Origin of the sequence: Stenotrophomonas sp. GbtcB23 (assembly GCF_019091045.1) — a bacterium.
GTDB lineage: Bacteria > Pseudomonadota > Gammaproteobacteria > Xanthomonadales > Xanthomonadaceae > Stenotrophomonas > Stenotrophomonas rhizophila_A.
The window spans coordinates 125,872-138,352 of the sequence record NZ_JAGXKC010000001.1; the positions used below are offsets into that span (position 1 = coordinate 125,872).

The following is a 12,481-nucleotide window of genomic DNA, read 5'->3' on the forward strand; positions in this document are numbered from 1 at the left end:
CGCCGCCGGGCCTATGCTTGCGCAATCATCCTCCTGCAGGAGCGCCCATGCGGCTGTCCCATGCACTCCCGGCCGGCCTGCTGGCCCTTGGCCTGTCCGCCTGCGGCGGCAAGGCCGCCGACAGCACGCTGCTGCGCGAATCCTTCGATTCGGGCGACACCTACTCGCGTACCGTTCCCGGCACGCCGGCGCAGGCCTGCGAAGCCGCGCGGCGTACCCTGCTCAGCCAAGGCTATGCGATCGCCCGTGCCGACGCCGACGCGGTGGAAGCGAACAAGAACTTCCAGCCGACCGAGGACTCGCACGAGCAGCTGGTGCTGCGCATTTCCTGCGCCGCGCGGGGCGACGAAGCACTGGTGTTCATCAGTGCCGTGCAGGACCGCTATGCGCTGAAAAAGAGCCCGACCTCGGCCAGTGTGGGCGTGGGCGCGCTGGGCTCAGTGTCGCTGCCGTTCGGCAGCAACGACGATTCGCTGGTGAAGGTGGCCAGCAGCACCGTGCAGGACGGCGACTTCTACCGCCGCTTCTTCACCCGCCTGCAGCAGTACCTGCCGGCGGCCAAGGCCAGCACCCTGGAGCCGGCAGCCGCGCCGGTGCCGCCGGCCCCGGCGCCGCCGGTGCAGCCGGTTCCCGAGCCTGCGCAGGTGCCGGTTCCTGCATCGGTCCCGGTACCACCTGCCGCGCCGACGCCAGCGCCGTCCCCGGTTCCCGCCAGCGATACGCCAGACCACGCGCACTGAGCGGGCGCGAAGCATGCCGGGCAGGGGTCGTCATCCCTCGCGCAGGCTGCGCGCAGTAGGCGTTCTGCTGACCGCGGTGCTGGGCCTGCTTCCGGCGGCGGAAGGTCGCACGGACCCGGGCGACTGCGTGCAACGGCTCATCGAACGACTCGGCTGGCAGCTCCAGGACGCCGACATCGCCGCGCCGCGCGTGCACGGTGGCCCCGTCTGCGAACGGGCCGACCTGTCCCAGGCGCAGGCTGCCGGCGATCTGCGCGTGCAGCTGCCGCGTGCCTGGGCCGCCCCGCAGCGCGAGCGCTTCCTGCAGACGCTGCTGGACGATCCGGCGACCGTGTGCGCCTACGCCTTCGAGCTGGGCAAGGCCACCCGTCGTGCCGCCACGCGCCTGCAGGACAACCCCGGTTACCGGTTCTCGGCGCTGCAGCTGGGCTGGATCGGCTTCGGCCCCGGCGGTGCCCGTGCGCAGGGCTGGGAGGGCTTTCGCAGCTTCGGCCGCGGTTACCAGCCGCACGGTTCCAACAGCGCGGCCGTGCAGGCGTTCTATGACGGCCGGGTGCGCAGTGAATGCGGGGTGGGCCGGCAGGTGGCGCAGCTGGCCACCCAGCGCGAGCTGTATGGCGATGCCGCGTTCGATGCGGCGTTCACCCCGGGCGAACTGTCGATCGGCACCTTCCTGACCCTCCATGACACCGACAGCATTCTGCTCGGCCATCACGCTGGCGAGTTCTTTGCCGATGGCAAGGCGGTGCGGACCTCGCAGCGCGGCCGCCAGGCGTTCGTGGGCGCCCCGGGCTTCATCGAACATGTGTTCGATCCGGTGTACCTGGACGACATCAACAACCAGGCCGAGAACTTCGTGATCGTCGACGTCGGTGCAGGCGCAGCCGAGGCGTTGCGCGAGCACGGCGGCTTCGCCCACTACGACCGCACCAACCGCCGCATCTGGGAGCTGGCCAGCCGCATGCCCGGCCCCGGGCTGCGCCGCTTCGAGCGCCTGCTGTTCGAGCGCGACCCCGCCCTGCGCGCGGCACTGCCGGCCGGCCAGCAGCCGCTGCTGGCTGAACTGGACGCGCTGTTGGACGATCCGTTCTATCGGGAGTTCGTGATTTATGTGCACCCACGCGGTATACGTCCGGTGGGCTATCACATCGCACGCCTGCTCGACCGCAATCCGCGCACGCCGTTCGCGTTCGAGCTGGGCCTGCACAACCTGCATACCACGCTGTACCACCGCTGGATCCAGTCGCAGCTCCAGCAGTGCGCGGCAGCGTCAACCCATTCGTAAACCGAGCAAAGGTGAGTCATGGAAATTGCAATGATTGGACTGGGGCGCATGGGCGCCAACATGGCCGAGCGGCTGCACCGCGGCGGCCACCGCGTGATCGGCGTGGACCCGGGTGAAGCGGCCCGGGCCAGTGCCGCCGCGCGCGGCTTCGACGTGAGTGCAACGGCGGCCGAAGCGCTGGCGAAGCTGTCGGTGCCGCGCGTGGTCTGGCTGATGGTGCCCGCCGGTGAGGTGGTCGACCAGACCCTGGCGTCGCTGTCGCCGCACCTGTCCGAAGGTGATGTAGTGATCGACGGCGGCAACTCGTACTACAAGGATTCGATGCGCCGCGCCACGCAGCTGCTGGAAGAAGACGTGACCTACCTCGACTGCGGCACCAGCGGCGGGGTGTGGGGGCTGCAGGAAGGCTACAGCCTGATGATCGGTGGCGATGCGGCGGCCGTCGAGCGCGTCGGTGCGATCTTCCGCACCCTGGCCCCGGCCGAGGATCGCGGCTGGGTGCACGCGGGGCCGAGCGGGGCCGGGCACTTCTGCAAGATGGTCCACAACGGCATCGAGTACGGAATGATGCAGGCCTATGCCGAAGGCTTCGCGCTGATGCAGCGCAAGACTGAATTCAACCTCGACCTGGGCCAGGTCGCGGCGGCCTGGCAGCACGGCAGCGTGGTGCGGTCCTGGCTGCTGGACCTGAGTGCCGACGCCTTGACCCGCAACCCGCAGTTGGACGGCATCGCGCCGTTCGTGCCCGATTCCGGCGAAGGCCGCTGGACGGTGGCTGAAGCGATCGACCTGGACGTCTCCGCCCCGGTGATCACCCTGTCGCTGCTGGAGCGGCTGCGCTCACGCGAAAAGAATTCCTTCAGCGACCGCATGCTCTCCGCACTGCGCAACCAGTTCGGCGGCCACGCGATGGTCAAGGAATAACCTTACCGAAGATCCACGCGCCGGCCGCTGCCGGCGCTTTCGCGGCCTGCTTCCAGCAGCCGCATCAGTTGCAGTGCTTCTTCAGTACTGACTGGCGCTTCGGCCTCGCCGAGCATCGCATCGCGGAAAGCGGCGTAGAACCGGCGATAGTCGCCGACAGCATTGTCCACGGTCTGCCGATGCACCTTTCCTTCGGCATCCACCTGCACCAGCAGCCCATGCTGCGGATCCAGGCCCCAGCCCGGCGCGCCGGGGGCGATGCCCTGGCGCAGCTGGTCTTCCTGCACATCCAGGCCTTCCTTCAGGTAGCTGCCGGCGCTGCCGTGCACGGCAAACCGTGGCGCCGATGCGGCCACCAGTGAACCGGCGTGCACGATCGCGCGCATCGCGGGGTAATGCAGCACTGCATGGAAATAATCATCACTGCGCGCGCCGTCGCGCTGCGCGGTGATGTCGGCACTGATCGCTTCGGGCCAGCCGAACAGCTGCAGCATCTGGTCCAGCAGGTGCGGGCCCAGGTCCATCCACAATCCGCTGCCGGGGGCATCGCTCTCGCGCCAGCGATCGCGCACCTGCGGGCGGAAGCGGTCAAAGTGCGAATGGCATTCGGCAACGCGGCCCAGCGTGCCGGACGCCAGCACACTGCGCAGGCTGAGGAAGTCGGCATCGCAGCGGCGGTTCTGGAACACGCACACCACGCGCTCCGCGTCGCGCGCGGCATCCACCACCGCCACCGCTTCGGCCGTGCTCAACGCAAAGGGTTTGTCGACCAGCACATGCTTGCCTGCGCGCAATGCCGCCAGCGCGAGCGGTGCGTGCTGTTCATTTGGCGTGGCAATCACCACCGCGTCCACCGCCGGATCGGCCAGCAGAGGCGCCACATCCGCGTGGATGTGCACATCGGTGAAGCTGCGCAGCAGCCGCTCGCGCTGCGAACTGACGATGCTGTGCAGCGCCAGGCCCGGCGTGTGCTGGATCAGCGGCGCATGGAAAACGCTTCCAGCCAGCCCGTATCCGATCAATCCCACTTGTGCGATCGTCGCCATGTGCGTACCTGCCGTGTTGCCTTGGATAAGAATAGTTGCAAATGATGCAGTGCGGAAACCTGAACTGTTGGGACTGAACCTGACCGGTTCACGGCAACGTGATCTTGCAGCGACGTGCTGTCCACGCATCGCGGCCGACACTGGGCCTACTAACCAGGGAGACACCGCACATGACCAACACTACCCGTAATCTGCTTGCTGCTTCGCTCGCTTTCGGCATGCTGCTGGGCACCTCGGCGGCAATGGCCAAGGATCCGCCGAAGACCACCGACAAGGCGGCGATGACCCACGCAGACATGCATGATTCTGACGAGCCGGTCACCGACACCTGGATCACCACCAAGGTCAAGAGTGACCTGCTGGCGAGCAGCAAGGTTCCCGGCACGGAAGTAAAGGTCGAAACCGTGAACGGCGTGGTATCGCTGTCGGGCACCGTGGCGACCAAGGCCGAGCATGACAATGCCATTGCCAAGGCCAAGATGATCAAGGGCGTCAAGAGTGTGGACGCCAGTGCACTGAAGGTCTCCGCGGCCGCTGCCAAGCGCTGATCCGCGACAGCACCTGCACAGACACCGGGGCGCGCCGTCAGGCGCGCCCTTTTTCGTGGACGGCGCCGCTGTCCGGTCCCGTCCCGTATTCACGTTGGTGTGGAGTATATTCAGGACTTCGCCCCTGCGGGCGTCGTTCCGACACCGGAGTGGCGCAGGCGGGGAGGGGAGCATGCAAGCCAACGAGGGTCTATGGCACTGGTTTTCAGTGATGAACGCTGGGACCGCTGGCGGTTGCCGGCCCTCGGCCTGGCGGCTGTGGCCATCATCGTGGTCCCATGGCTGACCCTGCGCAGACTTTCCGCAGACAATCTCGACGCGATGCGCTGGGTCACCCATACCCAGGACGTCGGGGTTGCCGTGTACCAGCTGCAGGCCGACGTCCGCGACGTGGAATCGGCGGCGCTGACCCTGTCCAAGGGCATCGATGCGCCCGGGTTGCGCGAGCGGCTTGGGCAGGCCCGGCACATTCCGGCGCGGCTGGCGCGGCTGACCGAGCTGACCCGCGACAATCCCGAACAGCTGGTGCGCATCGGGCGCATCCAGTCACTGCTGGACCGGCGCATGGAACTGGCCGGCGAGCTGGCCAGTTCCAGCCCCGACGACGAACAGCGCCAGCTGGTGCAGGACCTGACCACCCGGTATCCGATCCGCGGCCTGATCGAGGAACTGCAGGACCGCGAGGAGGAACTGCTGGCCCAGCGTTCAGCCGTATTCGCCCAGCAGCAGCGGCAGGGCGAGCTGGTGTCGTGGACCGCGCTGGTCGTGCAGCTGCTGCTGCTCGGGCTGGTGCTGTGGCTGTTGCATCGGCAGATGCTGCACCGGGCCACCGCCGAGCGTGCCACGCGGCGCGCGTCGGCACGTGCGGCATCGGTACTGCATACCGTACGGGAGCCGATCGTGCTGCTTGACCGCGAACTGAAGGTGCAGCTGCACAACCCGGCGTTCTCCGAGTTGTATGGGCTGCACGATGACGCCACCACCGACGGCCGCGCCCTGGAAACGCTGGGTGATGGAGCGTGGAGTGATCCGGCGGTACGCCAGCGGCTGATGGACGTGCTGCTGCGTGGCCGTGAACTGTGGGACTTCGAACACCAGCAGCGCACCGACGACGACCAGGTGCGCACCCTGCTGATCAACGCCCGCCGCATGCCGTTGCCGGACCGCGACGACGAAGTGGTGCTGATGACGATCAGCGACGTCACCGTGCAGCGTGCCGTGCAGCAGCGCGTGGAAGAACTGAACCGCCAGCTGGAGGGCAAGGTCGAGCAGGTGTCGGAGGTCAACCGTGAACTGGAGGCCTTCAGCTACTCGGTGTCGCATGACCTGCGCGCGCCACTGCGTCACGTGGCCGGCTTCTCGGACAAGCTGGCGCGCCACCTGGGCGAAAGCGCGGACGAGAAATCGCGTCATTACCTGGACGTCATCTCGGGCTCGGCGCGGCGCATGGCGACACTGATCGACGATCTGCTGGTGTACTCGCGGCTCGGCCGGGCGGCGATGCGCCTGCAGGCGGTGGACATGCAGTCGCTGGTCGCCGACACCCGCGCGCTGCTGGATGCCAACGTGAAAAGCGAAGCCGAACACGGCGGCGCGGCGCGGCGCATCGAATGGAAGATCGCACCGCTTCCGATCCTCGTCTGCGACGACAACATGATGCGGCAGCTCTGGCTGAACCTGCTGGGCAATGCGGTGAAGTACTCGGCCAACGCCCATCCTGCGCGGATTGCGGTGGAGTACGCGCGCCAGCCCGACGGCAGCCACCTGTTCAGTGTGCGCGACAACGGTGCCGGCTTCGACATGGCCTACGCCGACAAACTGTTCGGCGTGTTCCAGCGCCTGCACAAGGCCAGCGAGTACCCCGGCACCGGCATCGGCCTGGCCAGCGTTCGCCGGGTGCTGGCCCGCCACGGCGGCCGCATCTGGGCCGAAGCGGCGCTGGACCAGGGCGCCACGTTCCACTTCCTGCTGCCTTCCTCTCTCGACGCACTCAACCACAAAGGTCCCGTCCCATGACCGCTCTGCGTACCATCCTGCTGGCCGAGGACAGCCCCGCCGACGCCGAAATGGCCATTGATGCGCTGAAGGAAGCGCGCCTGGCCAACCCGATCGTGCACGTCGAAGACGGCGTGGAAGCGATGGACTACCTGCTGCGCCGCGGCGCTTTCGCACACCGCGAGGAAGGCCTGCCGGCGGTGTTGCTGCTGGATATCAAGATGCCGCGCATGGACGGGCTGGAAGTGTTGCGCCAGATCCGCAATGCCGAGGAGCTCAAGCGCCTGCCGGTGGTGATCCTGTCGTCCTCGCGCGAAGAGAGCGACCTGGCCCGCAGCTGGGACCTGGGCGTCAATGCCTATGTGGTCAAGCCGGTGGACGTGGACCAGTTTTTCGGTGCGGTGCAGACGCTCGGCAAGTTCTGGGCGCTCATCAACCAGGCCCCGGAGGTCGAATAACCCATGCCGCTCACCGGCCCCTCGCTGGGACACCTGCGCATCCTGCTGGTGGAGGATTCGCCCGAAGATGCCGAGCTGATGTGCGGGCAGATGCTCGACGCCGGGCTGGAGGCCAGCTTCGAGCGGGTCGAGACCGCTGCCGAACTGCGCGATGCGTTGCTGCGGTTCGCGCCGGACATCGTGCTGTCCGACCTGGCCATGCCCGGTTTTTCGGGCAACCAGGCGCTGGAGATCGTGCGCGGCTGGCACCCGGACGTGCCCTTCATCTTCGTGTCGGGCACGATCGGCGAAGAGAATGCCGTGGCCGCGCTGCACCAGGGCGCCAACGACTACATCATCAAGCACCAGCCGGCGCGGCTGCCGTCGGCGGTGGCGCGTGCCGTGCGCGAGGCGCGCGGCACCATCGACCGCCAGCGGGTGGAAGCCGAGCTGATGCGCGCGCAGCGCCTGGAAAGCCTGTCGCTGCTGGCCGCCGGTCTCAGCCACGACCTGCGCAACATCCTGCAGCCGCTGCTGATCATGCCCGAGCTGCTCAAGGCCCGCACCGATGATCCGCAGCTGCACCACCTGGCCGACGTGATCGCCGAATGTGGGCGGCGCGGGCATGAAATGGCCGAATCCATGCTGTCGTTCGTGCGCGGCTCGCGCACCCCGAGCGAGCGCATCCAGATCGCCCACCTGTTCGAGGCGATGGAGCTGCTGCTGCGCAGTACCTTGCCGACGCAGGTGAGCCTGCATCTGGACGTGGACGACCCGGCCCTGGCGGTGGATGCCAACTACACCGAGTTGCAGCAGGTGCTGTTGAACCTGGCGCTCAACGCGATCCAGGCCATGCCCAATGGCGGGCGCTTGTCCCTGCGCGCGGCGGCCGCCCCGGATGCGCATGGCCAGGACTGGCTGCACATCTCGGTGACCGACGAGGGCGTGGGCATGAGCGCCGAGGTGCTGGCGCACCTGTTCAACCCGTTCTTCACCACCAAGGTCAACGGCACGGGGCTGGGCCTGATCTCCTGCAAGCGCATCATCGAAGGCGCCCAGGGCAGCATCCGGGTGGAAAGCACGCCGGGCGTGGGCAGCCGGTTCGAACTGCGGCTGCCGATGCGCCAGGCGCCTGTCGATGCGGCCCCACAGGCACAGCCGGTAGCGGCGGGTGCGGGGCAGTCGATCCTGGTGGTCGATGGCGAAGCCACCCGGCTGTCGCTGCTGGGCAATGCTTTGTCCAGCCAGGGGTATCACCTGCAGCTGGCCTCCGATGGCGGTGCTGCGCTGCGCTGGATGCAGCAGGAGGCGATGCCGGCGCTGGTGATCGCCGATGCAGGGGCAAAGCTGCTTTCAGCCAGCCACCTGCTCGATGAGATGGCCACCTTGGGCTACCGCGGCCCGGCGCTGGTGCTGGAAGACGCCGAGGTTCCGGTGCCGCTGGACGCGTTCCCCGAGGGCGTGGAGGTGCACGTGCTGCGCAAACCGCTGGAAATGCAGCAGGTATTCCGCTCGGTGGCCGAGGCGCTGGCGCCCACACGGTAGGTCACGACCGTTGGTCGTGACGCTGGGGAATACCGACCAACGGTCGGTATCTACGCATCTTCCCACGGGAAACTGGGCAGGCTGGCCACGGCGTGTTCCAGCCGCCGCGACCAGTTGCCATGGATCTCCGCGTACAGCGGGCTGTCGCCGGCCAGGCGCATGCGGTGGCTGATGCGCAGGTCGCCAGCGCGCAGCAGTACCAGGTCGACCGGCAGGCCCACGGAAAGGTTGGAACGGATGGTCGAATCCAGCGACACGATTGCCGTGCGCGCGGCATCGTCCAGCCGGGTCTGCGGGCGGATGATGCGGTCCAGGATCGGCTTGCCGTACTTGGATTCGCCGATCTGCAGGAACGGCGTTTCCGGCGAGGCGGCAATCGCGTTGCCCAGCGGGTAGATCATGTACATCCCGGGGTGTTCACCGCCGACCTGGCCGCCCAGGATCAGGGTCGCCTGGGTGTTGACCCCGTCATGGCCGTGTTCGGGATTGCTGCATTTGACCTGGCTGTCCACCAGCACCCGGCCCACGTACTCGGCCACCTCGAACAGGTGCCGGTAGGCGCGCAGGTTTTCCGGCCGCTGTTCCTCCACGTCGCGGTGCAGCCGCGAGATCAGCAGCTGGGTGGTGGCCAGGTTGCCGGCGGCCATGATGACGAAGACCGCTTCGCCCGGAAACTCGAATTCGTGCAGCTTGCGGTGCACGCGTACGTCGTCCAGCGACGCGTTGGTACGGGTATCGGCGGCGAAGACAAGGCCCTCGTCCACCGCAATGCCGACGCAATAGGTCATGTCGGTGTCCTATGATGTGCACCCCGATTCTATGCGGAGCCCCTGTTGGCCCCGTGTGGATTCGCCCCACGTACGCTGAATACCATGACCACTGTGCTCCTGAGCCTGGGCAGCAACCTGCAACCGCAGCAGCATCTTCACGCTGCGGTGGCCGCGCTGCGCGGGCGTTTCGGCGATATCCGGGTGTCCCCGGCCTACCGCACCGCCGCCGTGGGCTTCGATGGCCCGGCCTTCCTCAACAACGCGGTGGCAATCGAGACCGATGAGCCATTGGAGGACCTCGACCGGTGGCTGCACGCCGTGGAAGACGCCCACGGGCGTGACCGCAGCGGGCCACGTTTCAGCGACCGTACGCTGGACATCGACGTGGTGTTCTACGGGGACCTGATCGTGGAAGGCCCGGGGCACCTAAGGATTCCGCGGCCGGAGCTGAAGCACGCGTTCGTGCTCAAGCCGCTGGCCGATATCGCGCCGGACTTCATCGACCCGGTCAGCGGCCTGGACCTGGCCACGTTGTGGCGGGCGCATCGGCAACATGACGACGCGTTCGAGATCGTCGAACTGGGGTGACAGCGTCCAATGGCGGGCATCGCCAAAGGCGCGGCTTCGGAACGTGTAAACGCCGGGGTGTTGGCCACAACCATCGGGTGACCGGCTCCGGGCGCTTGGGCCGCGCTGCGCGCGGTTACCGGCCAACGGCCGGGGCTACGAACCGTTAGGGGCCCATTGGGATCGGGATCAATCGACCAACGGCCCGCATTACGTCAACATCCGGCCGCCGTCCACCCGCAACGTGTGACCGGTCACGAACGGGGCGTCGTTGACCAGCCAGTAGACGGCCTCGGCGATCTCCTCCACCGTGCCGGTGCGGCCCAGCGGGGTGCGTGCCAGCAACGCCTGCTGGGCGAAATCGTCCTTGCCTTGCTCGGGCCACAGGATCGCGCCCGGCGCCACGGCGTTGACCCGGACTTTCGGCGCCAGTTCCAGCGCCAGCGAGCGGGTGATCATTTCCAGCGCGGCCTTGGCGGCGGCGTAGACCGGGTGGTCACGCATTGGCTGCGTGCCGTGCAGGTCGGTAAGGTTGACGATGCAGCCCTGGTGGCGGCGCAGCTGCGGCGCGGCGGCCTGCGCCAGCAGCAGCGGCGCCCGGGCGTTCACCGCGAACAGGTCGTCCCACTGGTCGGCGGTGATCTGGCCGAGCAGGGTGGGGTAGAAATTGGAAGCGTTGTTGACCAGCGCATCCAACCGCCCGAACTGGGCCACGGTCTGTTCGACCAGGTCGGGCAGGGCATCGGCGTCGCGCAGGTCGGCCTGCAGGGCCAGCACACTGCCCGGGCGCAGCATGTCCAGGTCGAAGGCCATCTGCTGCAGCTCGGCGGTGGAGGTGTGTGCGTGCAGCACCACCGACCAGCCACAGGAATGGAACTGGCGGGCGATGGCGGCGCCGATCCGGCGCGCGCTGCCGGTGATCAGCACGACGGGTGTGGTGGCGGTCATCGGGGCTCCTTCCTGCTCGGCTATGCTGTGCATTGTCACCGCAATCGCCCGCACCATGCATACCTCCCTGCCCACGCCCGACGCCGACGCCCTGGCCCACAGCGACGAACTGGCCGCTGCCCTGCGCGCGGAAATCCTCGCCAATGGCGGTGCCATGCCATTTGCCCGGTTCATGGAACTGAGCCTGTATGCGCCGGGCTGGGGCTATTACAGCGCCGGTGCCAGCAAGTTCGGTGCGGCGGGGGATTTCACCACTTCTCCGGAACTGGGCCCACTCTTCACCGCCACGGTGGCCAACGCGGTGGCCCCGGTCATGCAGCAGCTGGGGCCGCAGGCGCGCTTCCTGGAACTGGGCGGCGGCAGCGGTGCGTTCGCCGAGATCCTGCTCAAGCGCATGCTGGAACTGGATGCGCTGCCGGAGCGCTATGCGATCCTGGAACCCAGCGCGGACCTGCGCGAGCGCCAGCGCGAGCGCCTGGAGAAGGCGCTGGTGCCGCCGCTGTTCGCCCTGGTGGAATGGCTGGACGGCCCGTTCGACGACGACTGGGACGGCATGGTGTTCGCCAACGAAGTCATCGATGCGCTGCCGACCCCGCGCTTCCTGGCGCGCGACGGCATGGTCTACGAAGAAACCGTGGAACTGGATGCCGACGGGCGCTTCATGCGCGGCGCGCAACCGGCTGATGCCATGCTCACCTCGGCCGTGCGCCATCTGGAACGCTACCGTGAGAAGCCCTTCGCCGATGGCTACCGTTCCGAGCTGCTGCCGCACCTGCCGTACTGGATCCAGGCGGTCGCTGGCGGGTTGAAGCGCGGCGCGATGCTGTTCGTGGATTACGGCTATCCGCGCAACGAGTACTACCGCGACGATCGCGATGACGGCACCGTGCGCGCCTTCTACCGTCACCATGTGCACAACGACGTGTTCCTCTGGCCGGGCCTGCAGGACCTGACCGCGTCGGTGGATTTCACCGCGCTGGCCGAAGCCGGCACCCATGCCGGCTTCGAGCTGGCCGGCTACTGCACCCAGTCCAGTTTCCTGCTCGGCAACGGCCTGGATGGGTTGCTGGCATTGGCCGAGGAACGTGCCGACGAGATCGGCAAGCTGCGCCTGCGTGACCAGGTCAAGAAACTCACCCTGCCCAGCGAGATGGGCGAGCGCTTCCAGGTGATGGGCTTCCAGCGCGACGTGGACTTCGATCCGGCGTTCCTGCTTGGCGACCTGACCTGGCGGCTCTGAAATGAGTGCGACCGGAATGTTGAAGCCGCTGCGCTTCCCGCGCGTGTGGCTGGGGCTGTGGTGGTTGGCGATCGCGGTCACGATCGTGGTCTGCCTGATCCCTCCACCGCCGCTGGCATTGCCGCAGAACAGCGACAAGGTCGAGCACTTCCTTGCGTACTTCCTGCTGGCCTCGGCGGCGGTGCAGATCTACCGCACGCGCGGGGCACTGCTGTGGGCCGGCGCCGGGCTGGTGCTGCTGGGCGTGGGCATTGAATTCCTGCAGGGCGCGCTGACCACCGACCGCATGGCCGACCCGATGGATGCGCTGGCCAACAGCGTCGGCGTGGTGGTCGGCATGGCAACGGTATTCACGCCGCTGCGCGACCTGCTTTTACGCATGAAGGGCTAGCCGGGTAGGGTCGGTTCCCGAACGACCGCAGTGAACGTATCAACG

At 67.6% G+C, this 12,481-nt stretch carries 13 protein-coding genes; 10 read left to right on the forward strand and 3 right to left on the reverse strand.

Annotation, left to right across the window (positions count from 1 at the left end; all coding sequences use genetic code 11):
* Positions 1-47 precede the first annotated feature (47 nt).
* The 3 genes from KVS69_RS00605 to gnd are packed head-to-tail and all read left to right on the forward strand — an operon-like array spanning position 48 to position 2,949.
* Complete coding sequence (locus KVS69_RS00605; protein WP_217535773.1) at positions 48-740, forward strand: DUF2242 domain-containing protein; 693 nt, start codon at positions 48-50, stop codon at positions 738-740.
* A gap of 13 nt (positions 741-753) precedes the next feature.
* Positions 754-2,025, forward strand: a complete 1,272-nt coding sequence (locus KVS69_RS00610) for a hypothetical protein (protein WP_254621946.1) — start codon at positions 754-756, stop codon at positions 2,023-2,025.
* Positions 2,026-2,043: 18 nt separating this feature from the next.
* Positions 2,044-2,949, forward strand: coding sequence for a phosphogluconate dehydrogenase (NAD(+)-dependent, decarboxylating) (gene gnd / locus KVS69_RS00615; RefSeq protein WP_217535776.1), 906 nt, complete (start codon positions 2,044-2,046; stop codon positions 2,947-2,949).
* A gap of 2 nt (positions 2,950-2,951) precedes the next feature.
* Here gnd and KVS69_RS00620 read toward each other — a convergent pair whose 3' ends face one another.
* On the reverse strand, positions 2,952-3,995 hold the full coding sequence (locus KVS69_RS00620) for an oxidoreductase (RefSeq protein WP_217535779.1): 1,044 nt from the start codon (positions 3,993-3,995) through the stop codon (positions 2,952-2,954).
* 170 nt (positions 3,996-4,165) lie between these two features.
* On the opposite strand from KVS69_RS00620, the gene KVS69_RS00625 reads away from it, so the two are divergent.
* The 4 genes from KVS69_RS00625 (at position 4,166) to KVS69_RS00640 (ending at position 8,520) form a co-directional block, all read left to right on the forward strand.
* Positions 4,166-4,543, forward strand: a complete 378-nt coding sequence (locus KVS69_RS00625) for a BON domain-containing protein (RefSeq protein WP_184125644.1) — start codon at positions 4,166-4,168, stop codon at positions 4,541-4,543.
* 192 nt (positions 4,544-4,735) lie between these two features.
* The gene (locus tag KVS69_RS00630) at positions 4,736-6,559 is read left to right on the forward strand and encodes an ATP-binding protein (RefSeq protein ID WP_217535782.1); all 1,824 of its coding nucleotides are present in this window, start codon (positions 4,736-4,738) and stop codon (positions 6,557-6,559) included.
* Entirely contained in the window at positions 6,556-6,996 is a 441-nt protein-coding gene (locus KVS69_RS00635; RefSeq protein WP_184125640.1) for a response regulator, read from the forward strand. Before KVS69_RS00630 ends, KVS69_RS00635 begins: the two co-directional genes overlap by 4 nt.
* Before the next feature lie 3 nt (positions 6,997-6,999).
* Entirely contained in the window at positions 7,000-8,520 is a 1,521-nt protein-coding gene (locus tag KVS69_RS00640) for an ATP-binding protein (protein ID WP_217535785.1), read from the forward strand.
* 50 nt (positions 8,521-8,570) lie between these two features.
* Here the strand turns inward: KVS69_RS00640 and KVS69_RS00645 are convergent, their stop codons facing one another.
* Positions 8,571-9,308 carry a 20S proteasome subunit A/B gene (locus KVS69_RS00645; RefSeq protein ID WP_184125636.1) on the reverse strand — a complete coding sequence of 246 codons (738 nt, stop codon included), beginning with the start codon at positions 9,306-9,308 and terminating at the stop codon, positions 8,571-8,573.
* An 84-nt stretch (positions 9,309-9,392) separates the two neighbouring features.
* On the opposite strand from KVS69_RS00645, the gene folK reads away from it, so the two are divergent.
* Complete coding sequence (gene folK, locus KVS69_RS00650) at positions 9,393-9,878, forward strand: 2-amino-4-hydroxy-6-hydroxymethyldihydropteridine diphosphokinase (protein WP_217535788.1); 486 nt, start codon at positions 9,393-9,395, stop codon at positions 9,876-9,878.
* A gap of 189 nt (positions 9,879-10,067) precedes the next feature.
* On the opposite strand, the gene KVS69_RS00655 is transcribed toward folK, so the two are convergent.
* Entirely contained in the window at positions 10,068-10,805 is a 738-nt protein-coding gene (locus KVS69_RS00655) for a pteridine reductase (RefSeq protein WP_068854029.1), read from the reverse strand.
* Between the two features lie 55 nt (positions 10,806-10,860).
* Here KVS69_RS00655 and KVS69_RS00660 point away from each other — a divergent pair, with 55 nt between their 5' ends.
* Both KVS69_RS00660 and KVS69_RS00665 read left to right on the forward strand, forming a co-directional pair.
* On the forward strand, positions 10,861-12,045 hold the full coding sequence (locus tag KVS69_RS00660; protein ID WP_068854809.1) for an SAM-dependent methyltransferase: 1,185 nt from the start codon (positions 10,861-10,863) through the stop codon (positions 12,043-12,045).
* A 1-nt stretch (position 12,046) separates the two neighbouring features.
* Positions 12,047-12,436 (forward strand): VanZ family protein, encoded by a 390-nt coding sequence (locus KVS69_RS00665; protein ID WP_217535791.1) that lies wholly within the window; start codon positions 12,047-12,049, stop codon positions 12,434-12,436.
* Positions 12,437-12,481: the final 45 nt, after the last annotated feature.

Coding starts and splice junctions, on each gene's coding strand:
- KVS69_RS00605 (WP_217535773.1), top strand. CDS start 48: ATGCGGCTGTCCCATGCACTCCCGGCCGGCCTGCTGGCCCTTGGCCTG.
- KVS69_RS00610 (WP_254621946.1), top strand. CDS start 754: ATGCCGGGCAGGGGTCGTCATCCCTCGCGCAGGCTGCGCGCAGTAGGC.
- gnd (WP_217535776.1), top strand. CDS start 2,044: ATGGAAATTGCAATGATTGGACTGGGGCGCATGGGCGCCAACATGGCC.
- KVS69_RS00620 (WP_217535779.1), bottom strand. CDS start 3,995: ATGGCGACGATCGCACAAGTGGGATTGATCGGATACGGGCTGGCTGGA.
- KVS69_RS00625 (WP_184125644.1), top strand. CDS start 4,166: ATGACCAACACTACCCGTAATCTGCTTGCTGCTTCGCTCGCTTTCGGC.
- KVS69_RS00630 (WP_217535782.1), top strand. CDS start 4,736: ATGGCACTGGTTTTCAGTGATGAACGCTGGGACCGCTGGCGGTTGCCG.
- KVS69_RS00635 (WP_184125640.1), top strand. CDS start 6,556: ATGACCGCTCTGCGTACCATCCTGCTGGCCGAGGACAGCCCCGCCGAC.
- KVS69_RS00640 (WP_217535785.1), top strand. CDS start 7,000: ATGCCGCTCACCGGCCCCTCGCTGGGACACCTGCGCATCCTGCTGGTG.
- KVS69_RS00645 (WP_184125636.1), bottom strand. CDS start 9,308: ATGACCTATTGCGTCGGCATTGCGGTGGACGAGGGCCTTGTCTTCGCC.
- folK (WP_217535788.1), top strand. CDS start 9,393: ATGACCACTGTGCTCCTGAGCCTGGGCAGCAACCTGCAACCGCAGCAG.
- KVS69_RS00655 (WP_068854029.1), bottom strand. CDS start 10,805: ATGACCGCCACCACACCCGTCGTGCTGATCACCGGCAGCGCGCGCCGG.
- KVS69_RS00660 (WP_068854809.1), top strand. CDS start 10,861: ATGCATACCTCCCTGCCCACGCCCGACGCCGACGCCCTGGCCCACAGC.
- KVS69_RS00665 (WP_217535791.1), top strand. CDS start 12,047: ATGAGTGCGACCGGAATGTTGAAGCCGCTGCGCTTCCCGCGCGTGTGG.